The sequence below is a fragment of the Cellulomonas telluris genome (assembly GCF_004886325.1).
Taxonomy (GTDB): Bacteria; Actinomycetota; Actinomycetes; order Actinomycetales; family Cellulomonadaceae; genus Cellulomonas; species Cellulomonas telluris.
The window spans coordinates 87,652-112,968 of record NZ_QXFN01000004.1 but is presented as its reverse complement, the minus strand read 5'-3'; the positions used below and the strand labels follow the sequence as shown (position 1 = coordinate 112,968).

The window sequence follows — 25,317 nt, the reverse complement described above, 5'->3', positions numbered from 1 at the left end:
GGGCAAACGGAAGGCGGAACACGGTGAGCGACACCACGCAGGGCCCGATCGACCACTGGCCCGTGGGCCGGCTCCTCTCCGCCGCGGCCCGCCGCATGGAGCGCGAGTGGAACGCCCACCTCGCGGCGTGGGACCTCAACCACGCCAGCCACCCGGTGCTCGTGCACCTCACGGCCCGCGACATGTCCCAGCGGGAGCTCGCCGAGGCGTGCGGCGTCACCGAGCAGACGATGAGCCGCGTCCTCGCCCGCCTGGAGCGCACGGGCTACGTGAGCCGCCGGCCCGACCCCGACGACCGGCGCCGGCACGTCATCGCGATCACCGCGGCCGGGACAGCGGCCTTCCTCGCGTCCGCGGACCCCGAGCCGGCGCAGGAGCGCGTCCTGGAGCCCCTGGACGACCGGCAGCGCGCGCAGCTGCGCGACCTGCTGCTGCTCGTCGTCCGGCCGGACCGGTCCGTCCCCGCGCCGGGCGGCCGGCCCGGCGCGGGAGAGGACGGCGACGACGCCTCCGCGAGGGCTTAGCCTGGCGGGCATGCGCGTCGAACCGCTCGACCTCAGCACCCGGCTGCAGCCGTACGAGCCGACGTGGGCGCTGCAGCGCGAGGTCCACGCCGCCGTCGAGGCCGGCACGCGCGAGGACGTCGTGCTGCTCCTCGAGCACGAGCCGGTGTACACCGCGGGCAAGCGCACGGCGCGCAGCGACCGACCGACCGACGGCACCCCGGTCGTCGACGTCGACCGCGGCGGCCGCATCACGTGGCACGGTCCCGGCCAGCTCGTCGGCTACCCGATCGTGCGCCTGGCCGAGCCCGTGGACGTCGTCCGCTACGTGCGCGCGCTGGAGGAGGCGCTCATCCGCACGTGCGCCGACCTCGGCGTGGCCACCGAGCGCGTCGAGGGACGCAGCGGCGTCTGGCTCCCGGCCGACGACCCCGAGGCCACGCCGGCACCGCGCCGGGCGCGCAAGGTGGCCGCCATCGGGGCCCGCGTGGCCCGCGGGGTCACCATGCACGGCTTCGCCCTCAACTGCTCCCCGGACCTCACGTGGTACGAGCGCATCGTGCCGTGCGGCATCGACGACGCCGACGTGACGTCGCTGTCCGCCGAGGCGGGCCGTCCCGTCACCGTCACCGAGGTGGCGCCCGTCGTCGAGCGGCACCTGCGCGAGGTGCTCACGCCCCTGCTGGCCGCGAGCACCCCCACGCACGCCGCGGCGGTCTGAGCCGCCGGTGGGGCGCCGTCAGGAACGGGCGCGCGCGGGCCCGAGCGCCTCCGCCACCTCGCGTCCCCACGCCTGGACCGCGTCGAGGTCCCGGAAGTCGCCCGCCTCGGCGCGCGTGAGCGCGACGAGGGCACGCTCGGACAGGTCGAGGCCCGTCCGCTCCAGACGGCCGGGGAACATGGCGACGCCGCGCGCCTCCACCGCCCGGGCCAGGGCCGTGACGTCGTCCGGCACGGTCATCGGCACCGGCGGGTCGCCGATGGGGCCGGACCAGAACAGCCACGTGGGCCGCGCCCGCAGCTGCCCGCCCTGCCGGTCCACGAGGGCCCGCAGACCCAGCGCGAGCCGGCCGACGTACACCGCGGACCCGAGCACGACGGCGTCGTACCCGTCGACGCGCTCGACGTCCTCCGGCTCCACCTCGGCCACCTCGTGGCCGGCGGCACGCAGCTCCTGCGCCACCAGCGCGCCCATCTCCCGCGTCGCCCCGTGCCGCGACGCCACACTCACGAGCACCTGCATCTCGCACCTCGTCCCCTGGGTCCACCGGTGCGGGCGCGTCCTCGGGCCGACCGGCTCCTCCCAGCGTGCGCCGCGGCGAGGGCGACCTCCCGGGACGGAGGTCCTCGTCGCCGGGCTCGCGAGGGAGGCGGCCGTCACACCGCCGCCCCCGCTGCCGCCGCGCGGGCCGGGTTAGTCTGACCACGTGACGATCGCCCCCGAGGGACGCCGGATGCTCCGGGTGGAGGCGCGCAACGCCGCCACCCCGATCGAGAAGAAGCCCGAGTGGATCCGCACGCGCGCCACGACGGGCCCCGAGTACAGCGAGCTCAAGGGCCTGGTGCGCCGCGAGGGGCTGCACACGGTCTGCGAGGAGGCGGGCTGCCCCAACATCTTCGAGTGCTGGGAGGACCGCGAGGCGACGTTCCTCATCGGCGGCGACCAGTGCACGCGGCGCTGCGACTTCTGCCAGATCGACACGGGCAAGCCGGCGGACTTCGACGCGGACGAGCCGCGCCGCGTCGCGGAGTCGGTGCAGGCGATGGGCCTGAAGTACTCGACGGTCACCGGCGTCGCGCGCGACGACCTCCCCGACGGCGGGGCGTGGCTGTACGCGGAGACGGTCCGCCAGATCCACGCGCTCAACCCGGGCACGGGCGTCGAGCTGCTCATCCCGGACTTCAACGCCGTCCCCGAGCTGCTGGACGTCGTCAACGAGTCCCGCCCCGAGGTCCTCGCGCACAACCTCGAGACGGTGCCGCGCATCTTCAAGCAGATCCGTCCCGGCTTCCGCTACGAGCGGTCGCTGTCGGTGATCACGCGAGCACGCGAGGCCGGCCTGGTCACGAAGTCGAACCTCATCCTCGGCATGGGCGAGACGACCCAGGAGGCCGCGGACGCGCTGCGGGACCTGCACGAGGCCGGCTGCGACCTCGTGACGATCACGCAGTACCTGCGCCCGTCGGTGCGGCACCACCCGGTCGACCGCTGGGTGCGCCCCGAGGAGTTCGTCGAGCTCTCCGCCGAGGCGGAGCGCCTCGGCTTCCTCGGCGTCATGTCCGGCCCGCTGGTCCGCTCGTCGTACCGGGCGGGACGCCTGTGGGGCCAGGCGATGCGCCGTCGCGGCCTGCCGATCCCGGACGCCCTCGCGCACCTCGGCGAGCCGACGACCTCGCGCCAGGAGGCCTCGGCGCTGCTGGCGCGCACGCCCGCCCGCTGAGGCCGGCTCCGGCGGGCCGGGTGCGGCCCGGCCGCCGGTAGACTCACGGCCCATGGCACGCGAGCGCTCCACCTCCCCGCAGGGCTCCCCCGCCGGCGCCGGCGCGGGGACGGGCAAGACGGGCAAGGTCAAGAAGACCCGCTGGTACCACCAGGTCTGGCAGGCCTACCAGATGACCCGCACGGTCGACCCGGCGGTCACCTGGATCGTGCTCGCGGTGTTCGTCGGCGTCGTCGCCCTCGGCCTCGTCATCGGCCTGCTGACCGACAGCGTCGTCTACGTGCTGCTGCTCAGCATCCCGTTCGCCGTGCTCGGCGCGCTGTTCGTGCTGGCCCGCCGCGCGGAGACCGCCGCCTACTCGCGCATCGAGGGGCAGCCCGGCGCGGCCCTGGCGGCGCTCGGCACGCTGCGCCGTGGCTGGACGTTCGGCGACGAGCCCGTCGCGGTCGACCCTCGCACGCAGGACATGGTGTTCCGCGGCGTCGGCCGGCCCGGTGTCGTGCTCGTCGGCGAGGGCCCCGCGCACCGCATCGGCAAGCTCCTCGAGTCCGAGCGCAAGCGGACCGCGCGCGTCGTCTCCGGAGCCCCCGTGCACGTCATCCAGGCGGGCAGCGGCGAGGGCCAGGTGCCGCTGCGCAAGCTGCCGCGCACGGTGCAGAAGCTCAAGCCGCAGCTGACCAAGCAGGAGGTGGCCGAGGTCCTGCGCCGGCTCACGGCGCTCGGCGCGGTCCGCCTGCCGGTTCCCAAGGGCATCGACCCGACGCGCGCGCGTCCCGACCGCAAGGGCATGCGCGGCCGCTGACCGTCGTCCGCGGAGGGCGCACGTGCCTCGGTAGCCTGCTCGTCGTGCAGCCCCTGACGGTCCACCGGTACGGCAGTCCCGCTGCTCCCCCGCTCGTGCTCGTGCACGGGCTGACCGACGCCGGGACGGCCTGGCCGGACCTCGTGCAGCACTGGGGCGACCGCTGGGACGTGCACGCCCCGGACCTGCGCGGGAACGGCCGGTCGCCGCGGTTCACGACGGAGGAGCTGGCCGCGCCGCCGGACGTCCTGCTCGACGACGTCGTCGGGCTCGTGGAGGCGCTGCCCGCGCCGGCCGTGCTCGTCGGTCACTCGCTCGGCGGGCTGCTCGCGCTTCGCGCGGCGCTCGCGCGCCCCGACCGGGTCACGGCGCTCGTGCTGGAGGACCCGGCCCGGCCGTCCGGCGACGTCCCGGACCCGGCGTTCGTCGCGGCGCAGGAGCGGTTCCTCGACTCCCTGACCGACCTCCCCGCCTCGGTCCGGCGGATGGTGGCCGAGTCCGGCTGGAGCCGTGCCGAGGCTGAGGCGTGGGCCGCGTGCAAGCCGCTCGTCGACCGCGCGTACGTGCGGCAGGGGCTGTGGCTCGGCGACCCCGCGTGGGAGGAGCTGTTCGACGCCCTCCGGGTGCCGACCCTGCTGGTCGTGCCGCCGGACGCACCGATGGCGCCGGCCGTCGTCGGCAACGACCGGGTACGCCGCGTCGTCGTCCCGAGGGCCGGTCACTGCGTGCGGCGCGACCAGCCAGACCTGTTCCACGAGGCCGTCGACGCGTTCCTCGCGGAGGTCGCGCCCGCTGCCGCGTGAGCTGACCGGGCAGCGCCTCGTCAGCGACGGACGATCGCCGTCCCGGCCGCACGGTCGTGCAGCCCGCGCCCGTCGGCGTCCCAGACCACCGCGGGGATGACGACGCAGAGCAGCACCGTGCGCGCGAGCGCCCGCACGAGCCCCGGGGCGCCCGGCAGCGCACCGCTCCCCCGCGCCGGCGCGAGGGGCACGACGCGCAGGCCGAGCAGCCGGTGCCCCAGGGTGTTGCCGAGGGTGCCGACGAGCACGAGGTTCTCGACGGCGAACACGGCGAGCGTGGCCAGCGGGTCGCCGCGCAGCAGCGCGACGCCGTCCGCCACGGAGGGGAACAGCACCGCCGACACGGCGAGGCACGCGACCCAGTCGACCGCCAGCGCCGCGAGCCGGCGGGGCAGGCGCGCGAGCGACCCGGGGCCCTCGGCCGGCAGGCCCAGCCCCGACCCGCGCTCGCCGCGCCCCTGGTGACCGCCGCTCCCACCGTCCAGCCAGGAGCCCATGGAGTCGCGCGTCGCCATGCCCTCAGCCTAGGTCGCGTCCACGGGTCGGACGCCCGACCAGGAGTTCGACCGATCGTTACACGGCGGCGGCCTGCGTAACCTGGCGGAAACAAGCGCGGCACGGCCGGGAAACCCTGCGCTCCTAGCCTCGGGGACGCCCGGGGCGACCGGGCACCCCCCACCCGAGGAGCAGCGGATGTTCACCAAGCCGGAGGAAGTCCTGGCGTTCATCAAGAACGAGGACGTCAAGTTCGTCGACGTGCGGTTCTGCGACCTGCCCGGCGTGATGCAGCACTTCAACGTGCCGGCCGCCTCGCTCGACGCCGACTTCTTCACCGACGGCCAGATGTTCGACGGCTCGTCGATCCGCGGCTTCCAGGCCATCCACGAGTCGGACATGAAGCTCGTGCCCGACGTGACGACGGCCTACGTCGACCCGTTCCGCACGGAGAAGACGCTCAACATCAACTTCCACATCGTGGACCCGTACACCGACGAGCCCTACAGCCGCGACCCCCGCCAGGTCGCCGCGAAGGCCGAGGCGTACCTGAAGTCGACCGGCATCGCGGACACCGCGTTCTTCGCGCCCGAGGCCGAGTTCTACATCTTCGACGACGTCCGCTTCGAGACGAAGCAGAACGCGTCGTACTACTACATCGACTCCATCGAGGCCGCCTGGAACACGGGCCGCGTCGAGGAGGGTGGCAACCTCGGCCACAAGACGCCCTACAAGGGCGGCTACTTCCCGGTCCCGCCGGTCGACCACTTCGCCGACCTGCGCGACCAGATCTCGCTGCAGCTCGACGCCCTCGGCCTGCAGGTCGAGCGCGCGCACCACGAGGTCGGCACGGCCGGCCAGGCGGAGATCAACTACCGCTTCGACACGCTCGCCAAGTCGGCCGACAAGGTCCAGCTGTTCAAGTACGTCGTGAAGAACGTCGCGCACGAGAACGGCCGCACGGCGACCTTCATGCCGAAGCCGCTCTTCGGGGACAACGGCTCGGGCATGCACGTGCACCAGTCGCTGTGGAAGGACGGCGAGCCGCTGTTCTTCGACGAGAAGGGCTACGGCGGCCTGTCCGACCTCGCCCGCTGGTACATCGGCGGCCTGCTCAAGCACGCGCCCGCGCTGCTCGCGTTCACGAACCCGACGGTGAACTCCTACCACCGCCTGGTCCCGGGCTTCGAGGCGCCGGTCAACCTCGTGTACTCGGCCCGCAACCGCTCCGCGTGCATCCGCATCCCCGTCACGGGCTCGAACCCGAAGGCCAAGCGCATCGAGTTCCGCGTGCCGGACCCGTCGAGCAACCCGTACCTCGCCTTCGCGGCGATGCTCATGGCCGGCCTCGACGGCATCCAGAACCGCATCGAGCCGCCGGAGCCGGTCGACAAGGACCTGTACGAGCTGCCCCCCGAGGAGCACGCGCTCATCCAGCAGGTCCCCGGCACCCTCGCCGAGGTGCTGGACAACCTCGAGGCCGACCACGACTGGCTGACGGCGGGCAACGTGTTCACGCCCGACCTGATCCAGACGTGGATCGACTACAAGCGCTCCGCCGAGGTGGACCCGATCCGTCTGCGGCCGCACCCGCACGAGTTCGAGCTCTACTTCGACGTGTGATCGTCCGCGGCCCCTGGCTGCTCCCAGGGGCCGTGGGCCCGCAGTACCGGCACCCCCGTCGCCCGCGTGGCGGCGGGGGTGCCGTGCTGCGCGCGCGGGGCGACCGGCGTCGTGGCTGCCCCCGGCGCGTACGCTCGGCGCGGCCGGCTCCCCCCGGCCGCCCGGCGGACCGAGGAGTGACGTGGAGCAGATCGAGACCATCGTGCGCGAGCAGTGCGTCGACCTCCTCGCCTCCGGCCGTCTGCGCGTGGTCGGGGTGCACCGCGGCACCGCCGACGTCCCGGTGTGCACCGTGGCGAGCGACCGACTCACGCTGACGACCTGGATCTACCACGGCGAGCTCGACGGCAGCCTCCGGCCCGTGCGCGAAGGCGCGGACTCCCTCGACCTGCGTCGCGCGCTGCGCCACCTCGGCGCCGAGTGGGCGTCGACCTGGGACCGCGAGGCGATCATGGCGGCCTTCGCGACCCATGCGGCACGGCTGGACGAGGAGGCGGCCGACCCCGAGCGGTGGGACGCGCTCTGCACGGCGCCGCGGCGCGCCTGACGGCCGCGCGGTGACGGGTCGGATGCGTCGGGGGCACGACCGGTCGAGCAGCCCGGGTGCCGGGACCGGCGAAGGTCAGGCCCGGGCCCGGTCCGGGAGCCGGCGCACCCGCAGCGCCGACAGGTCGTAGCCCTGCGTCACCTCGTTCCAGCGCACCCGCGGCGGCCCGGCCGAGGCGACCTCGTGGCGCAGCAGGGCCGAGACGAAGATCTCGGCCTCCATCAGCGCGATCGGCGCGCCCGGGCACTTGTGGTGGCCGTCGCCGAAGGCCAGCAGCGCCGGGGGCACCGCGCGCGGGAGCGGGCGCGCCGGGCACAGCGCGAGCGGGTCGGCGCCCGTGACGCGGGCGTCCGCGTTGACGGCGCGGACGTCGATGTCGACCAGGGAGCCCGCCGGCACGTCCACCGGGCCGTCGGGACCGTCCAGGGTCAGGTCGGCGGTCGTGCGCCGCAGCAGGTGACCGACGACCGGCTCGAGCCGCAGGACCTCGTCGAGCACCGCCACGCGCTCGTCCCGGTCGCCCGCGCGGTACCGGGCGAGCAGGGCGTCGTCCTCGAGCAGGTGCCACACCGCGACGGTGATGAGCTCCCGCGTCGTCACCATGCCGGCAGCCGCGTAGGTCACGCACTCCGTGAGGATCTCGACGTCGCTGAAGCCGTCGTCCAGCAGGCGGCTGATCAGGTCGTCACGGCGCCGGCGGCGGCGGGCGCGGATCGCGGGCGTGACGTCGAGGAGGAAGAACCGCGTCAGCGCCGAGCCGCGCTCCACCGCCCGCCAGCGCGCCCGCGGCGAGCGGCCGGGTCGCTCCGGCTCGAAGAACTGGTCGAGACGCCGGTGCATCGCGCGGGACGAGCCGTGGTCCAGGCCGATCACGCGGGACGCGACCTGCACCGCCATCTGCATCGACAGCCTGGTCAGGTCCGTCCACCCGTCCGTGCGCACCGTCGCGACGAGCCCGTCCGCCGTCTCCTCCATCCAGCCGCGGTACCCCTCGACGGTCCGCGGCGCGAAGAACCGGGCCGCGGCGCGGCGCTGCGCGTGGTGGGCCTCGCCCTCGAGGTAGAGGACGGGCGGTCGCATGGACGGGCCCGCGCCGCCGGCCTCCTCCGCGCCGAAACCTGCCTGCCGGGTGCCGTCGGCGTGGCGCAGCAGCGCCCGGGCCACCTCGAAGGAGCGGATGCGCCACCGGGGCTCGGGCCCGTCGAGTACCTCGACGTCCGGCGCGAGCGCGTCGTCCGGCTGCGTCAGCCTGCGCACGGGGCAGCCCCCGGCAGCCGTGCCGTGCGTCTGCCCGTCCGCCGTGGCCGTCACCCGATCGAGCGTAGGTCGGGGCTCTCGCCGGCACCACCCGACGCCGCCCGGGCAGCACGACGGCGGGCGACCACCGCGAGGTCGCCCGCCGTCGTCCGGCCGGTCAGGCCCGGCGCCTCCGGACGGAGAGCACCGCGACCGTGCCGCCCGCGAGCAGGAGCAGGGCCAGGCCCACCGGTGCGAGCAGGCCCGCACCGGTCACCGCGAGGGCCGCACGGACCTCGATGCCCGCCGACAGCACCTCGCTGCGCACGCCGTCGGCGTCCGTCACGGTGTACGTGAACCGCACCGTCCCGGTGTACCCGCGTGCCGCCACGAACGTCAGGCGGCCGGTCGCCGGGTCGAGCGTCACGCTGCCCTGGTCCGGGCTCGGCCCGTCGACGAGCGTCCACGTGAACGGGCCGCGTCCCACCGGGGTGGGCAGCGTGACCGTTGTGCTCTCCCCCGGCGCGACCGTCCCGGTCGCCGGAGCCGAGGCCACCGCGGGGGCCACGTCGATCCGCACGGTCTGCGGCGCGCTGGCCAGGCCCTGCGCGTCGACCACCCGGTACCGCACCGTCACCTTCCCGCTGAACCCGCGCGCCGGGACGAACGCCAGCTCACCCGTGCGCGGGTCGAGCGTCACGGTGCCCTGGCCGGGCGCCGGGCCGTCGACGAGCTCGTAGGTGAACGGCGCCGTACCCACCGGCGCCGGCAGCCGCACGGTCGTGGGCACGCCGGCCCGCGTCGTCGCCGGACGGCCGGGCGAGCCCGGCGAGGTGTCCCCCTTCGGCGCGGCCAGCGGGGAGATGCGGAACGTGACGGTCGCCGGGTCCGACGTCACCCCGTTCGCGTCCGTCGCGGCGTACACGACGTCGGCCTCACCGCTGAAGCCCGGTGCCGGCACGAACGTCACGACACCCGTGTCGGGGTCGATCGTCGCGGTGCCCTGCTCGGGCGCCGGCGGCGTGACGATGGTGAACCGGAACGGACCCGTGCCCGACGGGTGCGGCGTCGGCCCGGCGACCGGGCTGCCCGCCGTGCCCGGCTGCTGCGCCGTGCCCGGCGCGCCCTCGTCGGGTGCGGTCGGGTCCACCGTCACGGCGAGGACCGCCTCCGCGCTGACGAGCCCGGAACCGTCGGTCACCGTGTACCGCACCTCGCACGGGCCGGAGTAGGCCGCGGAGGCGCGGATGATGGCCACGCCGTCGACGACCTCCACCGTCCCGGCCTCGGTGGGGCCGGCCGACGTGACGGTCCACGTGAACGGCCCCGTGCCCGTCGGCGCGGGCAGCGGCACCTCGGTCCGCGCGCCCGACGGGACGCGCGCGCTCGCGCCGTCCACGACGGGTCGCACCCGCAGCTCCACGCGCACGGGCTCGCTGGTCAGGCCGGAAGCGTCGGTGACGACGTAGGTGGCCGACAGCGTCCCCGAGACGCCCGGGGCGGGCGTGACCTCCAGGCCGGTGCCGGCCGCGTCCACCGCGACCGTCCCCAGCGCGGCCGGCAGACCCGCGGCGACGGACAGCGTGAACGGGCCGGTGCCCGTCGGGGCCGCCGGCGTGAGGACGGTCGCCGTCGGGGTCGCGGAGGCCGTCGCCTCGCCGTCGACCGCCACCGCGACGGGGTCGACGACGAACCGGACGACCTGCGTCGCGCTCGGCTGCCCGTCCGCGTCCCGGGCGAGCAGCGCGACGTCGAACGTGCCGCTGCGGCCCCGCGGGTCGAGCGTGACGGCGCCGTCCGCCGCCACGGTGACCGCCGTCCCCGCGGGCCCGGTGCTCTCCCACGTGACGGGGCCGGTGCCGTGCAGCGTCGGGGCGTCGGCGGTGAGCGGTGCGTCTGTGGTGCCCGCGACGGGCGCGACCGGGCCGAGGTACGGACGGACCGTGACGACCACGGACGCCTCGTCGCTCGTGCTGGTGCCGTCGCCGACCGTGTAGCGCACCGTGCGGGAGCCGCTGACGCCGTGGTCCGCGACGACCGTGAGCTCCCCGGACGGCGTCACGGTGGCGTGCGCCCCGCCGAGGTCGCCGTCCCCGACGAGCGCGTAGGTGAAGGGGCCCGTGCCCGTACCGGCGGGCAGGGTCGTCGTGACCGTCGCCCGGCCGTCGGCGTCGAGGAAGCCCTCCGCCGTCGTGTCACCCGCGACGGGGCGCACGACCACCGTGACCGTCGCCGGCGCGCTGGGGACGCCCGTGCGGTCGAGCACGCGGTACGTCACCGTCTCGGTGCCGCTCCACCCCGCGGCGGGGGTCGCGACGACGACGGGACGGCCGGCGTCGTCGACGGACACCGACGCGGCGGACAGGTGCGCGCCCCGCGCGACGACCTCGGCGGTGAACGGACCGGAGCCGGCCGGCGCGTCGAGCGCGACCGAGGCCGTCCGTCCGGCCGTCGTCGTGGCCGTGCCCGCGGCGGCGACGGGCGACACCCGCATCGACACGGTGGCGGTGTTGCTGACGCCGCCCGCGGCGTCCGTCACGCGGTAGGTCGAGCGCAGGTCACCGCTGGCACCCGCGACGGGCTGCAGCACGAGCCGGCCGTCGACGACGGCGACGGTCCCGACCGTCGGGGTCTGGTCCTGCACGACCTCGACCGTGAACGGCGCCGTGCCGACGACGACCGGGTCGACCATGGCCGGGGCCGGCGTCGCGGACGCGACGGTGGCGGGCGCCTCGACGGCGGACACCACCGGGTTCCACCGGACCTCGGCCGACGCCGTGTTGTCGGCGGCGAGCGTGGTGTCGTCGGAGGCGGCGGTGACGGTCGCGGTCACGGTCGAGCGGCCGCTCGACCCGACGCTGGTCCGCGTCAGCGGCACCGTCACCGTCGGCAGCGTGGTGCCCGGGTCGACCGCGGTCGTCGACGTGCGCGCGCAGCTGACGCGCGTCGGCGTGCTCGCGGAGCAGTCCCAGCCCGTCCCGCTCGGCGTCCCGTAGGCGGTGCCGGCGGGCGCGTCGGACGTCAGGACGACCGGCTCGCCGGCCGGCACGGGCCCGGAGGCGGCGTCGGTGCGCGCGGTGAGCGCGACCGTGGCGGTGTCGCCGCTCGCGACCGCCGTGGTCGACGCGGTCAGAGCGAGGTCGGAGCGGATCGGGTCGACGGACTCGACCTGCAGGAAGTTGATCTCGTGGAAGTCGTTCTGGCCACCCGTCGACGCGCCCCACCCGAACTTGAACGTGGGCGTCGCGGCGAGCTCGGCCGGCTGGTCGACCGACGTGATCAGGTCGCCGTCGAGGTACACGGCGACCTTCGGGTCCGGCGTCGTGGTCGGCGGGTCGACGACGATCCGGACCTGCACGGGCGCGGGACGTGTGCGCCCGTCACCCCGCTGGTTCAGCTTCGACGTCGGCACGGCGGGACCGAGGAGGCAGTACCCGGACTTGCCGTTGCCCGGGCCGCGCACGGCGACGGAGTTCTTGACCAGCGTGCGCGACACGTGCGCGCTGGTGCACCGGGCGGTGTCGTTCGTCTCGACGGTGTAGTTGCCGTACACGTCGAGACCGATGCCGAGCAGCGCGTGCGCCACGCCGTCCGCCCCGGTCGCCTGGTGGTGGTAGCCCAGCGACCCGCCGAACGCCCCCGCGCGGCTCAGCGTGTAGCGGCCGTCGGTGAGGAAGAACGTGATGCCGTCGGCGAGCGTCCCGCCCCACTGGTACTGGTTGAACGTGATGTCGAGGCCGGCCTTGGTGGGCAGCGCCTTGTCGTACAGCAGGAAGCCGGCCTGGTTGTTCAGGTTGGCGGTCAGCCGCAGCGCGCCCTGCCCGTTCGGGTCGGGGGTCCCGGCGCAGCCCGGCACCGGCGTGCTGGTGACGCTGGTCCCCGCCGTGAGGCAGGGCGTGAAGTTCGTGCCCCCGACGACGTAGCTCGACGCGACGGTGGTCGCGGAACGGAAGTCGTCGGTCAGCAGGACCGTGCCGGTGCCGGCCGCCGCGGCCGCGTCCGGACGGGTCACGCCCACCGCCGCCACGGCGACGGTGAGCACGGCGGTCACGGCAGCGAGCGCCTGCCAGCGGCGGTCGGGGGCGCCGCGGTGGCGCGCGCCGGCATCGCCTGCCGGGCGGGTCCGTGCACGCAGCGCCTGCGGGAGGAGGGAGCGCATGGGAGTCCTTGCCTCGGGGGTCAGGCGGAGGGCGGCATGGCCCTCCTCGTCCTGCCCATCGCCCACCGACCCCCGGACCTGAACGTTCGTCCGGGTGATCCACGTCGCACACCGGGTGAAGTCCCGGTACGCGCGACGCGCTCAGCCGTAGAAGACGCGCTCGACGACGGCGCGGGCGCGCCGGGCCGTCCGCAGGTAGTCCTCCTCCAGCGCGCTGCCGGACCCCGACGGGTAGCCGACGACCTGCGCCACGCCCGCGAGTGCCTGCCGGTCGTGCGGCAGGACGTCGGCGTGCGCGCCCTCCGCCCGTCCGGTCCACAGCACGTTCGCGTCCCGCAGCCGGGACGCGAGCTCCCACGCCTCGCGCAGCACCCGCGCGTCGTCCTCGTCGAGCAGCCCCGCCTCGGCGGCCGCCGCGAGCGCGTCGAGCGTCGACGTGGTGCGCAGCGCCGGTACGGCGTGCGCGTGCTGCAGCTGGAGCAGCTGCGCCGTCCACTCGACGTCGGCGATGCCGCCGCGCCCGAGCTTCAGGTGCCGGGTCGGGTCGACGCCCCGCGGCAGCCGCTCCGCCTCGACGCGGGCCTTGATGCGCCGCACCTCGCGCACGACCGCCGGGTCGAGGCCGCCGTCGGGGTAGCGCAGCGGGTCGACGAGCGCGACGAACCGCTCCCCCAGCGCCGGGTCGCCGGCGACCGGCCGCGCGCGCAGGAGCGCCTGGCTCTCCCACGGCGAGGACCAGCGGGCGTAGTACTCGACGTGTGCGTCGAACGAGCGGGTGAGCGGGCCGTTGCGGCCCTCGGGCCGTAGGTCGGCGTCGACCGCGAGCGTCGGCTCGGGACCGACCGCCCCGAGGAGCTGGCGCACACGCGTCGCCGTGGAGACCGCGAACTCCTGCGCCAGGCGACCGTCCGCACCCGGGCAGGGGTCGTGCACGAAGAGCACGTCCGCGTCGGAGGAGTAGCCCATCTCCCGCCCTCCGAGGCGGCCCATCGCGACGACCAGCATGCGCGTCGGCGCGGTGCCGAGCCCGCGCTCGGCGCGGGCCTCCGCCTCCGCGACCCGCAGCGCACCGGCGAGCACCGTGTCCGCGGCGTCGGTCAGGCTCTGCGACGCCCGGATCCCGGTGACGACGCCCAGCACGTCCGCGGCGGCCGTGCGCGCGAGCTCCCGCCGGCGCAGCGCGCGCAGCGCCGTCACCGCGGGGACCGGCTCGTCGGCCCGCCGCAGGACGGCGTCGGCCTCGGCGGCCAGCCGCTCCCCCGTGCGCGGCTCGAGCTCCGCGTCGTCGGCCAGCCAGACGACCGACTCCGGGGACCGGCTCAGCGCGTTCGCGACGTACCGCGACGTCGACAGCACCCGCGCGAGCCGCTGCGCCGCGGTACCGGAGTCCCGCAGCAGCTTGAGGTACCAGTGGGTCGTGCCGAGCTGGTCGGACAGGCGCCGGAACGCGAGCAGGCCCCCGTCGGGGTCCGGCCCGTCGGCGAACCACCCGAGCATGACCGGCAGCAGCTGCCGCTGGATCGCCGCGCGCCGGGACACGCCCTCGGTCAGCGCGCCGATGTGCCGCACCGCGCCGGCGGGGTCGCGGTACCCGATCGCGGCCAGCCGCGCACGCGCCGCGTCGGGTGCCAGCGCCGCCTCCTCGGTCGACAGCCGCGCCGTCGCCGGCAGCAGGGGCCGGTAGAACAGCTCCTCGTGCAGGCGGCGCACCTCGCGGCGCGTCTGCCGCCAGCGCTCGAGGAGGCCGTCGGGCCCGTCGGCGCGCAGGCCCATGGTGCGGGCCAGCCGGCGCAGGTCCGCGTCCGCGGTCGGCACCAGGTGCGTGCGCTGGAGGCGGTGGAGCTGGATCCGGTGCTCCATCGCCCGCATCCACCGGTAGCAGACGGCGAGCTGGGCGGCGTGCTCGCGGCCCACGTACCCGCCGGCGGCCAGGGCCGCGAGCGCGGTGAGCGTGTTGCCGCTGCGGATCGACTCGTCCGCGCGGCCGTGCACGAGCTGCAGCAGCTGCACGGTGAACTCGACGTCGCGCAGGCCGCCGACGCCGAGCTTGAGCTGACGGTCCGCCTCCGCACGGGGCACGTGCTGCTCGACGCGCCGGCGCATGGCCTGCGAGTCCTCGACGAAGTTGGCGCGCGTGACCGCCTGCCACACCATCGGGTTCGTCGTCTCGACGTACGCCTGCCCGAGCGCCGCGTCGCCCGCGAGCGGACGCGCCTTGAGCAGCGCCTGGAACTCCCAGGTCTTGGCCCACCGCTCGTAGTAGGCGCGGTGGCTCGCGAGCGTGCGGACGAGCGGACCGTCCTTGCCCTCGGGACGCAGCGCGGCGTCGACGGGCCACAGCGCCGGCTCGGTGCCGCTCGGGCTCGCGAGCGCCCGCGCGAGCCCTGCCGCCAGCCGCGCACCGGTCGCGAGGGCGGCGTCCTCGTCGGCCCCCTCGACCGGCTCCGCGACGTACACGACGTCCACGTCGGAGACGTAGTTGAGCTCCCGGCCGCCGGCCTTGCCCATGCCGATGACCGCCAGCCGCACCTCGCGGCCGTGGTCCTCCAGGTCGGCCCGCGCCACCGCGAGCGCGGCCTCGAGCGCGGCACCGGCGAGGTCCGCGAGCGCGGCCGCCACGCCGGGCAGCCGGTTCAGGGGGTCCTCGGCGGTGAGGTCGGTGGCGGCGATGCGCAGCAGGCGCGCGCGGTAGGCGCGACGCAGGGCGTCCGTCGCCTCCCCGCCCGTGAGGCCCGCGACGGGCACGGCCGCGTCGGGGTCGGCGGCGACGGACTGCAGCAGCTCGGCGCGCACCTGCGCGACCGGGACGCCGGTGCCGGGCGCGACGTCCGCGACGACCCGCAGCGTGCCCGGGTGCGCGGCGAGCGTGTTGCCGAGGGCGGAGGACGCCCCGGCGACCGCCAGGAGCCGCGAGCGCGCCGGCCCCTCCTCGGCCAGGACGTCGCGCAGCAGCGCACGCAGCGCGTCGTCCCGCTGCACGGCACCGGCGACCTTGGCCAGCGCGAGCAGCGCCTCGTCCGGGTCCCCCACCTCCCGCAGCGCGCCGACGAGCGTGCCGGCCGCGTCGGGGGCGACGTCGACCAGCGCGGCGTCGGCGAGGAGGCGCTCGGCCCGCGGGACGTCGGCGACGCCCGCACGGGTCAGCCGTCCGGCCAGGGAGGACCCGCGGCCGGTCGACGCGCTGCTCATCACGCTCAGATCAGCGGCAGGAACCGCTGCAGCTCGTACGGCGTCACCTGGGCGCGGTACTCCGCCCACTCCTGCCGCTTGTTGCGCAGGAAGTAGTCGAAGACGTGCTCCCCGAGCGTCTCGGCGACGAGCTCGGAGCGCTCCATGACCTGGATCGCCGCCTCCAGCGACGTCGGCAGCGGCTCGATGCCCAAGGCCCGACGCTCGGCGTCGGTCAGCTCCCACACGTCGTCGTCGGCCCCCTCGGGGAGCTCGTAGCCCTCCTCGATGCCCTTGAGCCCGGCGGCGAGCATGACGGCGAACGCGAGGTACGGGTTCACGGCGGAGTCGATCGCGCGGTACTCGACGCGGCTGGAGTTGCCCTTGCCCGGCTTGTACATCGGGACCCGCACGAGCGCCGAGCGGTTGTTGTGGCCCCAGCAGACGAAGCTCGGCGCCTCGGCACCGCCCCACAGGCGCTTGTAGGAGTTGACGAACTGGTTGGTGACGGCGGTGATCTCCGCGGCGTGCGTGAGCAGGCCGGCGATGAACTGCCGCGCCACCTTGGACAGCTGGAACTCCGCGCCCGGCTCGTGGAACGCGTTGCGGTCGCCCTCGAAGAGCGACACGTGCGTGTGCATGCCGGAGCCGGGCTGCTCCGCGAGCGGCTTGGGCATGAAGGACGCGAACACGCCCTGCTCGAGGGCGACCTCCTTGACGACCGTGCGGAACGTCATGATGTTGTCCGCGGTCGTCAGCGCGTCGGCGTAGCGCAGGTCGATCTCGTTCTGGCCCGGGCCGGCCTCGTGGTGCGAGAACTCGACCGAGATGCCCATGGACTCGAGCATCGTGATCGCTGCACGCCGGAAGTCGTGGGCGGTGCCGCGCGGCACGTGGTCGAAGTAGCCGCCCTGGTCGACCGGCACGAGCGGCTGGCCCGGGTCGGCCGGCGCGTCGAACAGGTAGAACTCGACCTCGGGGTGCGTGTAGAAGGTGAAGCCCCGGTCGCTGGCGCGGTTGAGCGCGCGCTTGAGCACGTGCCGCGAGTCCGCGAGCGACGGCTCCCCGTCGGGCGTCAGCAGGTCGCAGAACATGCGCGCGGTGCCGTGCCGCTCCCCCCGCCACGGCAGGATCTGGAACGTCGTGGGGTCCGGCTTGGCGATCATGTCGGCCTCGAACACCCGCGTGAGGCCCTCGATCGAGCTGCCGTCGAAGCCGATGCCCTCGGCGAACGCCGACTCGAGCTCGGCGGGCGCCACCGCTACCGACTTCAGGATCCCGAGCACGTCGGTGAACCACAGACGGATGAAGCGGATGTCCCGCTCCTCGACGGTCCGGAGCACGAACTCCTGCTGCCTGTCCATGGTGCACATCCTGCCTGATGGCGGGCCCGCCGCGGGCGCACGCGACGGGTGTGGCGAGACGCACCTCACCGGAGCGGCGCCGGTGCCCCGCACTAGGCTCCACGCATGGCCACGAGCGAGCTGCCCGGCGCCGGCACCACCGGCGCACCCACGACCGCCGCGGGTGCCCCGGCCCGCCCCGCGCGGGTGCGGGTCCACCACCTGCAGGCCGCCAAGCAGCGCGGCGAGCGCCTGACGATGCTCACCGCGTACGACGCGGTCACCGCCCGGCTCTTCGACGACGCCGGCATCGACATGCTGCTCGTGGGCGACTCGATCGGGAACACCATGCACGGGTACGCCACGACGCTGCCCGTGACCCTCGACGAGCTCGTCGTCGCCGCACGGGCGGTCGCGGGTGCGGCCCGCCGGGCGTTCGTCGTCGCGGACCTGCCCTTCGGCTCCTACGAGGGCGGACCGGAGCAGGCGCTCGCGAGCGGGGTCCGGATGATGAAGGAGTCCGGCGTCGCGGCGGTGAAGATCGAGGGCGGCCAGCGGTCGGTGCCGCAGATCCGTGCCCTGACCGCCGCCGGCATCCCGGTCGTCGCGCACCTGGGCTACACCCCCCAGTCGGAGAACCTCCTGGGCGGACCCCGCGTGCAGGGCCGCGGCGACGCCGCGCAGCGCATCAGCGACGACGCCGTCGCGGTGGTGGAGGCCGGTGCCGTCGCGGTGGTGCTGGAGATGGTGCCCGCCGAGGTCGCGGCACGCGTCACGGAGGTCGTTGCGGTGCCCACGATCGGCATCGGTGCCGGCCCGCACTGCGACGGGCAGGTGCTCGTCTGGGTGGACATGGCGGGGATGACCGACTGGTCGCCGCGGTTCGCGAAGCGCTTCGGGGAGGTCGGCGCGGCGCTGACCTCCGCCGCCCGTGCCTACGCCGACGAGGTCCGGTCGGGCGCCTTCCCCGGACCGCCGCACTCGTTCGAGGCGTGAGCGCGGGCCGGCTCGTCGCGGGGGTCGCCACCGCGGGGGTCCTGGCCGCCGGCCTGGCCACCGTCGTCCCCCTCGGCGCCGGGGCCTGGCCGCTCGCGCAGGTGGTCGCGCTGCGCGGTCTCGTCGCACTGCTCGCGGCTCTCGCGGCCGCCGCGCTGCTGGTCGTCCTCGCGCTGGTCCGGCGCGCCCGTCGGGCGCTGCTCCCCCTGGCGGTCGCCTGCGCCGCCGTCGCGGTCGCGCAGGTCGCCGTGCTGGCCGTCCGGTCCGTGCCGACGACGGGGACCGGTCCGACGGCGGCGAGCGCCGCGTCCGGGCCCGGCGCGGACCTCGTCGTGCTCACGTTCAACACGCTCGACGCGGTGCCCGCGGCGACGCTGGCCACGCTCGTCACCGACGTGGACGCGGACGTCGTCGCGCTGCCGGAGACGTCGGCGTCCACGGCCGAGGCGCTCGCCGACCTGCTGCCCGCCGACGGGTGGCAGGTGCACCACGCGGCGAGCACCGTGCCGGGGATCGCGGGGACGTCGCTCCTCGTCGCGCACCACGTGGGCACCTATCCGCAGGCGCAGAGCCTGGACAACCGGCTCGGCACGCTCCTGGCCCGGCCGGACGGTGACGGCCCGGTGCTCGTGGCCGCGCACCCGCTCGCGCCGACGGTCCGCGGGGCGATGCCTGCGTGGCGGGCCGAGGGCCGGGTGGTCGCGGACGCGTGCCGGTCGACGCCCGACGTCGTCGTGGCGGGCGACCTGAACGCCACCCTCGACCACCCGGCCCTGCGCGACACGGCGCCGTGCGTCGACGCCGCGCGCGCGGCCGGCGAGGCGGCGCAGGGGACGTGGCCGGCGGCGGCGCCGACGCTCCTGTCCGCACCCATCGACCACGTGCTCGTCGACGACCGCGCCTGGCGGGTCGTGGACGCCGAGGTCCTGCCGGCGGTCGGGGCGAGCGACCACCGCCCGCTCGTCGCCGTGCTCGCTCGGCGCTGACGGGGCGGCCGCCTCCTGCGCGGTCAGCGGTCCTCGGCGTCCTCCGCGTCCCACGCCTCGTTGCGGCGCCGGGCCCGGTCGAGAGCCTGCTCGGCCTCCTCGCGGGTCTTGTACGGACCCATGCGCTGGGACCACGCGCTGCGCGGGCCCTCCTCCACCTGGCCGGTGCTGATGTTGTACCAGTAGTCCGCCACGGTCCCTCCGTCCTGCCGGTGGCCCGCCGCTCCCCGGCGGGTGGCCGGCCGTACCTTCCGTAGACTGCCAGGCATGCCGCCGGTCCACGCGTCGCGCGCCGCACTCGTCCCCGGGCGCGTCAGCCCGCGGCGACCGGTGCCCGCGAGCATCCCCCGCCCCGAGTACGTCGACCGTCCCGCCCCTGCCCCCTGGCGCGGGCCCGACGTGTTCGACCCCGACACGGTCGCCCGCATCCGCGTCGCCGCCCGGCTCGCCGCGCAGGCGCTGCAGGAGGTCGGCCGCCACGTGCGGCCCGGGGTGACGACCGACGAGCTCGACGCGATCGGTCACCAGTTCCTCGTCGACCGGGGCGCCTACCCCTCGACGCTCGGCTACCGCGGGTTCCCGAAGTCGATCTGCACGTCCGTCAACGAGGTCATCTGCCACGGCATCCCGGACTCGACCGTCGTGCAGGACGGCGACATCGTCAACGTCGACATCACCGCGTTCGTCGACGGCGTCCACGGCGACACGAACGCGACGTTCCTCGCGGGGGACGTCGACGAGGAGTCGCGGCTGCTCGTCGAGCGGACGCGCGAGGCGCTCGAGCGCGGCATCCGGGCGGTGCGGCCCGGCCGCGAGATCAACGTCGTCGGCCGGGTGATCGAGAAGTACGCGCACCGCTTCGGGTACGGCGTCGTGCGGGACTTCACGGGGCACGGCGTCGGGCCGGCGTTCCACACCGGGCTGGTCGTCCCGCACTACGACGCCGCCCCCGCCTACGACACCGTCATCCAGCCCGGCATGGTGTTCACGATCGAGCCGATGCTCGACCTCGGGACGGCCGACTGGGAGATGTGGGACGACGGCTGGACGGTCGTCACCGCCGACCGCAGCCGGTCGGCGCAGTTCGAGCACACCCTGCTGGTCACCGACGACGGGGCGGAGGTCCTGACGCTGCCATGAGCAACGACGCCAAGCACAAGAAGCACAAGGTCTCGACCGCGTTCGGCATCGACATCGGCGGGTCCGGCATCAAGGGCGCACCCGTCGACCTCGAGACCGGCGAGTTCGCGGCCGAGCGCGTGCGCATCCCGACGCCGCAGCCGGCGACGCCCGCCGCCGTCGCGCAGACCGTCGCCGAGGTGGTCGACTCGTTCGACCTCGCCAAGGACGTCCCGATCGGCGTGACGTTCCCGGCCGTGATCCTGCACGGCGTCGCGCAGTCCGCGGCGAACGTCGACAAGTCGTGGATCGGCACGGACGTCGAGAAGACGATCGGGGCGGCGACGGGCCGCCGGGTCCTCGCCGTCAACGACGCCGACGCCGCGGGGTACGCCGAGGTCCAGTACGGCGCCGCGAAGGGCGTGCCGGGCGTGGTGCTGGTCGTGACCCTCGGCACCGGCATCGGGTCCTGCCTGGTGGTGGACGGCGTCCTGGTGCCGAACACCGAGCTCGGGCACCTCGAGGTCGACGGCCACGACGCCGAGACGCGCGCCTCCGACGCCGCCCGCGACCGCGAGGGACTGACGTTCCCGCAGTGGGCGGAGCGCCTGCAGCGCTACTTCACCGTCGTCGAGAACCTGTTCTGGCCGGACCTCATCGTGGTCGGCGGCGGGGTCAGCAAGAAGCACCAGGAGTTCCTCCCGCTGCTCGACCTGCGCACGCCCGTCGTGCCCGCGGGCCTGCGCAACGCGGCGGGGATCGTCGGTGCGGCGCGCCTCGCCGCCCAGGGCGCGCACTGACGCCGTCCCTCCTCCGCCGGCCGGGTTGGTGGGTTAGCCACCGCGCGTTCCCTGCGCGGCCCACGTACTGTCGATCGCATCCGCACGACGAGCATCCGCTCCCCCAACGGCTGGGAAGTCGAACCGCGCCCTGGAGGTCATGTGGCTCCTGCACCCGTCAGCACCGCGTCCGCACCCCGCACGACCTCACCCCGTGAGGCGGCGGCCGGCACCTACCACGAGCTGTCGGCGGAGGTGAAGGCGGAGGGGCTGCTGGGCAGGACCGTCGGCTTCTACGTCGCGCTGCTCTCCGGCCTCACCGCGGCGCTCGTCGCGCTGGCCGTCGCGTTCGTGCTGCTCGGCCACTCGTGGTGGCAGCTGCTCGTCGCAGGCCTGCTCGGCCTCCTGCTCACGCAGTTCGCGTTCGTCGCGCACGAGGCCTCGCACCGGCAGGTGCTGCGCTCGGGGCCGGCGAACGACCGCCTGGGACGGGTGCTCGCCAACGGGGTCGTCGGGATCAGCCACCAGTGGTGGATGAGCAAGCACACGCGCCACCACGCCAACCCCAACCGGGTCGGCAAGGACCCGGACATCGCGCCGGACACGATCGTGTTCCTCGAGGAGCACGCCCGCGAGACCCGCGGCTTCGTCCGCCACATCGTCAAGCGGCAGGGTTGGCTCTTCTTCCCGCTGCTCACGCTCGAGGGCCTGAACCTGCACGTCGTCGCGATCAAGAGCCTCGCGGCCGCCCCTCCCAGCCGGACGCGCACGCTGGAGCTGGTCGTCATCGGCCTGCGCCTGTCGCTGTACGTGGCGCTGATCCTGTGGGCGCTGCCGCTCGGCATGGCCGCCGCGTTCCTCGCGGTGCAGCTCGCCGTGTTCGGCGTGTACATGGGTGCGTCGTTCGCGCCCAACCACAAGGGGATGCTGATGGTCCCCGAGAACAGCCGCCTGGACTTCCTCTCGAAGCAGGTGCTCACGTCGCGCAACATCGGCGGCGGGCGCTTCGTGACCATGCTCATGGGCGGCCTGGACGCGCAGATCGAGCACCACCTCTTCCCGAGCATGCCGCGGCCGCACCTGGCCCGGGCCCGGCAGATCGTCCGGGCGCACTGCGAGCGCACCGGCGTCCCCTACACCGAGACGTCGCTGGTGCAGTCGTACGCGATCGTCGTGCGCTACCTGAACCAGGTCGGGCTCGGGGCTCGTGACCCCTTCGACTGCCCGGTGCGCGCGCAGTACCGCTGACGCCCCGCCCCTGGTATCCAGGGGTGCATGGCTGCGCTCGGCTGGGTGCTCGTGGTCGCCGGTGCGGCGGTCGTCCTCGTCCTGCTCGACCGGGCCGTCGCCCGCGGGTGGTTCGACCGGTTCCGCCTGTCCGTGCGGTCCGGCTCCGGGGTCACGGGCGGGGGCGGGCTGCTGCCGGACTTCGTCGAGGTCTTCCAGCCGGCGCACAAGCACCTCGTCGAGGAGCAGGAGCGTCAGCGCCTCGACGTCGTCCGCGAGGGTGACGCCGCACCGCCGTTCGACCTCGACGCCGGGCCGGTCGTGCTGCGGCACGAGGAGGACGCGCGACGAGGCGCGCCCTCCCCTAGCGTGAGGCGCATGCCCGTGGTCGTGTCCCAGATCTGCATCGACGCCGCCGACCCCGCCGCGCTCGCCCGCTGGTGGTCGCAGGTGCTCGGCTGGCCGGTGACGGAGGAGGACGACGAGGAGGTCGAGATCGCGCCTCCGGACGGGTCCGCGACGCCGTGGCTCTTCCTGCGCGTGCCCGACGAGCGGCGCGTGAAGAACCGCCTCCACCCCGACATCCGGCCCGCCGACGGCTCGGACCAGGAGACGGAGCTGGCCCGCCTGCTGGAGCTCGGCGCGACCCGCGTCGACGTCGGGCAGGGCGACGTCGCCTGGCAGGTGCTCGCCGACCCGGAGGGCAACGAGTTCTGCCTGCTGCGCAGCACCCCGGCACAGCTCGCCGCCGCGGAGGCGTCCGCCTCGGAGCCGGACACCCCCGCCGGCGCGAGCTTCTGAGCAGGCGCGAGCTTCTGAGCACAGGACGTCCACCCAACCCGCCCGGGGCTCTCGCGCGGTCTGCGAGCGCCCCGCCCGGCGCTGGTGCTGAGGTGGGAGCGTGCTGCGCCGCCGCTCCCCCGCCCCCGTGGTCCCGCCCGCCGAGCGTGGCTTCACGGGCGTCGAGGAGCGCATCGACCGGTGGGCGCACCGCCGCCTGCGCGCCCTGGGCGAGCGGGGCTGGCGCACCGGGGCGCTCGAGCTCGTGGTGTTCGTCCTCAAGCAGGCCTGGGCGTGCCTGTTCGGCGCGCTCATGCTCGCGCTGCTGCTCGCCGCGCGGTTCTGGTACCCCGACGGCGCCGCTCTCGCGCGTGACGACGCGCTGACGCTCGCCGCCGTCGCGCTGCAGGTGCTCATGCTCGTCACGCGCCTGGAGACGGCGCGGGAGATGCGCGTCGTGGGTCTGTTCCACGTCGTCGGGACCGTGATGGAGGTCTTCAAGACCCACGTCGGGTCGTGGGCCTACGCCGCCGACGGCGTCCTGCGGATCGGTGACGTGCCGCTCTACTCGGGGTTCATGTACGCGGCCGTCGGCTCCTACCTGGTGCGCACGTTCCGCATCTTCGACCTGCGGTTCGACCGGTGGCCGCGCCGGTGGCTCACCGCCCTGGTCGCCGCCGCGGTGTACGCGAACTTCTTCACCCACCACTGGGTGGCGGACGCGCGCTGGCTGCTCGTGGCGGCGGTCCTGCTGGTGTTCGGCCGGACCGTCATGCACTACCGCGTCCACGCGAGCACCTGGCGCATGCCGGTGGTCGTCGCGTTCCTGCTGGTCGCGACCGCGATCTGGGTCGCCGAGAACGTCGCCACGTACGCCGACGCCTGGCTCTACCCGTCGCAGGCCGACGGCTGGCACCTGGTGTCGCTGAGCAAGCTCGGCTCCTGGTTCCTGCTCATGCTCATCTCGGTCGTGCTCGTCGCGTGGGTGTACCCGCCGCAGCCGCCCGGCACGCCGGCGGCGTCCGGGGAACCCGCCCCGGCCGGTAGGCTGTCCGGTGCGGATGAGTCAGCCAGGCGGCCGCGTCGGCCCCTCCCCGGAGGGACCGCCGAGGAACGTCCGGGCTCCGCAGGGCAGGGTGGTGGGTAACACCCACCCGGGGTGACCCGCGGGACAGTGCCACAGAGAACAGACCGCCACGCACGACCGGTCCGCCGGACGTGCGGGGTAAGGGTGAAACGGTGGTGCAAGAGACCACCAGCGTGCCGGGTGACCGGTGCGGCTAGGTAAACCCCACCCGGAGCAAGGCCAGACAGGGAGCGTCCGAGGGCTGCCCGCCCGAGCTCCCGGGTAGGCCGCTGGAGGCGTGCGGCAACGTACGTCGTAGATGGATGGCCGCCACCCGCGCGCGGGCGACCGCGCACGGGGACAGAACCCGGCGTACCGGCTGACTCATCCGCCCTGCGGGCCGCCGCCGGGCACCGCTCGCTGCGTGGCATCGACACGCTCGAGCCACTCCCCGAGGAGCGCGCCCAGGACCTCCGGCCGCTCGTGCGGCAGGGCGTGACCTGCACCGTCGACCACCGCGAGCGAGGCGCGCGGGTGGACGCCGAGGAGGTCGACCGCGGCGGCGTACCCGACCGTCGAGTCGAGCCGTCCGGCGACGACCAGCGTCGGACCCGGGTACGCGGGCCCCTCGGTGAGCAGCCACCGCTCGCCGATCCGGGCCTCCGCCGCTGCGTCCTGGAGGGCCGCGCCGGGGGCGACGTACCGCTCGTACCGGTCGAGCATCGCGCGCGTGTGCACGACGAAGTAGTCGCGGAAGCCGTCGTCCCCGATCGGCTCCGGCGCCGGCACGAGCACCCGGTGCGCCGGCACGTCCCGGACGTCTGCCAGCAGCGGGCAGACGAGCGCCAGACCGGCCACGCGCTCCGGGCGGCGCGACGCCATGCCGCGGGCGAGGTAGGCGCCGGCGGAGTGCCCGACCAGCAGGTAGCGCTGCCTGTCGACGACAGCGTCGGCCCACGAGAGCAGCGCGTCCACGACGTCGTCGGCGCTGCGCAGCCCGTCCGGCGCCGGCGTGCGACCCGACCCCGGCAGGTCCGGGTAGAGCCGCCGCAGCCCGGCGCGGTCCAGCGCCGGGTCGAAGCACGCCTCCGCCTCGCGGTGGTCGACGCCCCCGCCGTGCAGCACCAGCACGGGGCGACCCGTGCCGTGCTCGGCGTGGTGGAACCGGGCCGGCTCGGCGGCGTCCCCCATCCCCGCGACGCTAGACCCGCGTGGACGCGCCGGACAACGGCCCCGCAGGGCCG

Annotated in this window: 21 protein-coding genes, 1 other RNA gene and 1 pseudogene; 15 read left to right on the top strand and 8 right to left on the bottom strand. The window is 75.2% G+C overall.

Annotated elements, in window-relative coordinates; translation table 11 throughout:
• Positions 1-23: 23 nt before the first annotated feature.
• The gene (locus FB586_RS12795) at positions 24-524 is read left to right on the top strand and encodes a MarR family winged helix-turn-helix transcriptional regulator (RefSeq protein ID WP_246036746.1); all 501 of its coding nucleotides are present in this window, start codon (positions 24-26) and stop codon (positions 522-524) included.
• 10 nt (positions 525-534) lie between these two features.
• The gene (lipB, locus tag FB586_RS12790; RefSeq protein ID WP_136519731.1) at positions 535-1,224 is read left to right on the top strand and encodes a lipoyl(octanoyl) transferase LipB; all 690 of its coding nucleotides are present in this window, start codon (positions 535-537) and stop codon (positions 1,222-1,224) included.
• Positions 1,225-1,242: 18 nt separating this feature from the next.
• On the opposite strand, the gene FB586_RS12785 is transcribed toward lipB, so the two are convergent.
• Positions 1,243-1,746: a flavodoxin domain-containing protein gene (locus FB586_RS12785; protein WP_136519730.1), complete on the bottom strand. Its 504-nt coding sequence runs from the start codon at positions 1,744-1,746 to the stop codon at positions 1,243-1,245.
• A gap of 184 nt (positions 1,747-1,930) precedes the next feature.
• Here FB586_RS12785 and lipA point away from each other — a divergent pair, with 184 nt between their 5' ends.
• The 3 genes from lipA to FB586_RS12770 are packed head-to-tail and all read left to right on the top strand — an operon-like array spanning position 1,931 to position 4,549.
• Positions 1,931-2,944: a lipoyl synthase gene (lipA, locus tag FB586_RS12780; RefSeq protein WP_136519729.1), complete on the top strand. Its 1,014-nt coding sequence runs from the start codon at positions 1,931-1,933 to the stop codon at positions 2,942-2,944.
• Positions 2,945-2,996: 52 nt separating this feature from the next.
• Entirely contained in the window at positions 2,997-3,746 is a 750-nt protein-coding gene (locus FB586_RS12775) for a DUF4191 domain-containing protein (protein ID WP_136519728.1), read from the top strand.
• Between the two features lie 44 nt (positions 3,747-3,790).
• Entirely contained in the window at positions 3,791-4,549 is a 759-nt protein-coding gene (locus FB586_RS12770; RefSeq protein WP_246036745.1) for an alpha/beta fold hydrolase, read from the top strand.
• 20 nt (positions 4,550-4,569) lie between these two features.
• Here the strand turns inward: FB586_RS12770 and FB586_RS12765 are convergent, their stop codons facing one another.
• Positions 4,570-5,064, bottom strand: a complete 495-nt coding sequence (locus tag FB586_RS12765; protein WP_136519726.1) for an RDD family protein — start codon at positions 5,062-5,064, stop codon at positions 4,570-4,572.
• A 178-nt stretch (positions 5,065-5,242) separates the two neighbouring features.
• Between FB586_RS12765 and glnA the strand changes: the two genes are divergently transcribed.
• Together glnA and FB586_RS12750 are read left to right on the top strand one after the other, a co-directional pair.
• Entirely contained in the window at positions 5,243-6,667 is a 1,425-nt protein-coding gene (glnA, locus tag FB586_RS12760; protein ID WP_136519725.1) for a type I glutamate--ammonia ligase, read from the top strand.
• A gap of 181 nt (positions 6,668-6,848) precedes the next feature.
• Positions 6,849-7,214: a hypothetical protein gene (locus FB586_RS12750; RefSeq protein ID WP_168800557.1), complete on the top strand. Its 366-nt coding sequence runs from the start codon at positions 6,849-6,851 to the stop codon at positions 7,212-7,214.
• Positions 7,215-7,289: 75 nt separating this feature from the next.
• Here the strand turns inward: FB586_RS12750 and FB586_RS12745 are convergent, their stop codons facing one another.
• The 4 genes from FB586_RS12745 to FB586_RS12730 all read right to left on the bottom strand — a co-directional run bounded on the left by FB586_RS12745 (position 7,290) and on the right by FB586_RS12730 (position 17,141).
• Positions 7,290-8,525, bottom strand: coding sequence for a cytochrome P450 (locus tag FB586_RS12745; RefSeq protein ID WP_136519722.1), 1,236 nt, complete (start codon positions 8,523-8,525; stop codon positions 7,290-7,292).
• A gap of 103 nt (positions 8,526-8,628) precedes the next feature.
• Positions 8,629-12,609 carry a tandem-95 repeat protein gene (locus tag FB586_RS12740; RefSeq protein ID WP_136519721.1) on the bottom strand — a complete coding sequence of 1,327 codons (3,981 nt, stop codon included), beginning with the start codon at positions 12,607-12,609 and terminating at the stop codon, positions 8,629-8,631.
• Between the two features lie 141 nt (positions 12,610-12,750).
• Positions 12,751-15,798, bottom strand: coding sequence for a bifunctional [glutamine synthetase] adenylyltransferase/[glutamine synthetase]-adenylyl-L-tyrosine phosphorylase (locus tag FB586_RS12735; RefSeq protein ID WP_136519720.1), 3,048 nt, complete (start codon positions 15,796-15,798; stop codon positions 12,751-12,753).
• 5 nt (positions 15,799-15,803) lie between these two features.
• Complete coding sequence (locus FB586_RS12730; protein WP_136519719.1) at positions 15,804-17,141, bottom strand: glutamine synthetase family protein; 1,338 nt, start codon at positions 17,139-17,141, stop codon at positions 15,804-15,806.
• Positions 17,142-17,246: 105 nt separating this feature from the next.
• Between FB586_RS12730 and panB the strand changes: the two genes are divergently transcribed.
• A complete protein-coding gene (gene panB, locus FB586_RS12725) occupies positions 17,247-18,116 on the top strand; it encodes a 3-methyl-2-oxobutanoate hydroxymethyltransferase (RefSeq protein ID WP_136519718.1) in 870 nt (289 codons plus the stop codon).
• Positions 18,113-19,102, top strand: coding sequence for an endonuclease/exonuclease/phosphatase family protein (locus FB586_RS12720; RefSeq protein WP_136519717.1), 990 nt, complete (start codon positions 18,113-18,115; stop codon positions 19,100-19,102). Before panB ends, FB586_RS12720 begins: the two co-directional genes overlap by 4 nt.
• A gap of 23 nt (positions 19,103-19,125) precedes the next feature.
• Here FB586_RS12720 and FB586_RS12715 read toward each other — a convergent pair whose 3' ends face one another.
• On the bottom strand, positions 19,126-19,296 hold the full coding sequence (locus FB586_RS12715) for an SPOR domain-containing protein (protein ID WP_136519716.1): 171 nt from the start codon (positions 19,294-19,296) through the stop codon (positions 19,126-19,128).
• A 73-nt stretch (positions 19,297-19,369) separates the two neighbouring features.
• Here FB586_RS12715 and map point away from each other — a divergent pair, with 73 nt between their 5' ends.
• The 6 genes and pseudogenes from map to rnpB all read left to right on the top strand — a co-directional run bounded on the left by map (position 19,370) and on the right by rnpB (position 24,464).
• A complete protein-coding gene (gene map / locus FB586_RS12710; RefSeq protein WP_136519715.1) occupies positions 19,370-20,242 on the top strand; it encodes a type I methionyl aminopeptidase in 873 nt (290 codons plus the stop codon).
• Positions 20,239-21,021, top strand: a complete 783-nt coding sequence (gene ppgK / locus FB586_RS12705) for a polyphosphate--glucose phosphotransferase (protein WP_136519714.1) — start codon at positions 20,239-20,241, stop codon at positions 21,019-21,021. Before map ends, ppgK begins: the two co-directional genes overlap by 4 nt.
• A 141-nt stretch (positions 21,022-21,162) precedes the next feature.
• Positions 21,163-22,248 (top strand): fatty acid desaturase family protein, encoded by a 1,086-nt coding sequence (locus FB586_RS12700; RefSeq protein WP_136519713.1) that lies wholly within the window; start codon positions 21,163-21,165, stop codon positions 22,246-22,248.
• A gap of 27 nt (positions 22,249-22,275) precedes the next feature.
• Complete coding sequence (locus tag FB586_RS20265) at positions 22,276-23,028, top strand: VOC family protein (protein WP_306419163.1); 753 nt, start codon at positions 22,276-22,278, stop codon at positions 23,026-23,028.
• Positions 23,029-23,320: 292 nt separating this feature from the next.
• Positions 23,321-23,917: pseudogene (locus tag FB586_RS12690) on the top strand (DUF817 family protein); the annotation flags it as partial.
• Positions 23,918-24,069: 152 nt separating this feature from the next.
• Positions 24,070-24,464, top strand: an RNA gene (gene rnpB / locus FB586_RS12685) — RNase P RNA component class A.
• On the opposite strand, the gene FB586_RS12680 is transcribed toward rnpB, so the two are convergent.
• Positions 24,458-25,264 (bottom strand): alpha/beta fold hydrolase, encoded by an 807-nt coding sequence (locus FB586_RS12680; protein ID WP_136519712.1) that lies wholly within the window; start codon positions 25,262-25,264, stop codon positions 24,458-24,460. The two genes, rnpB and FB586_RS12680, sit on opposite strands and share 7 nt — an antisense overlap.
• Positions 25,265-25,317 lie beyond the last annotated feature (53 nt).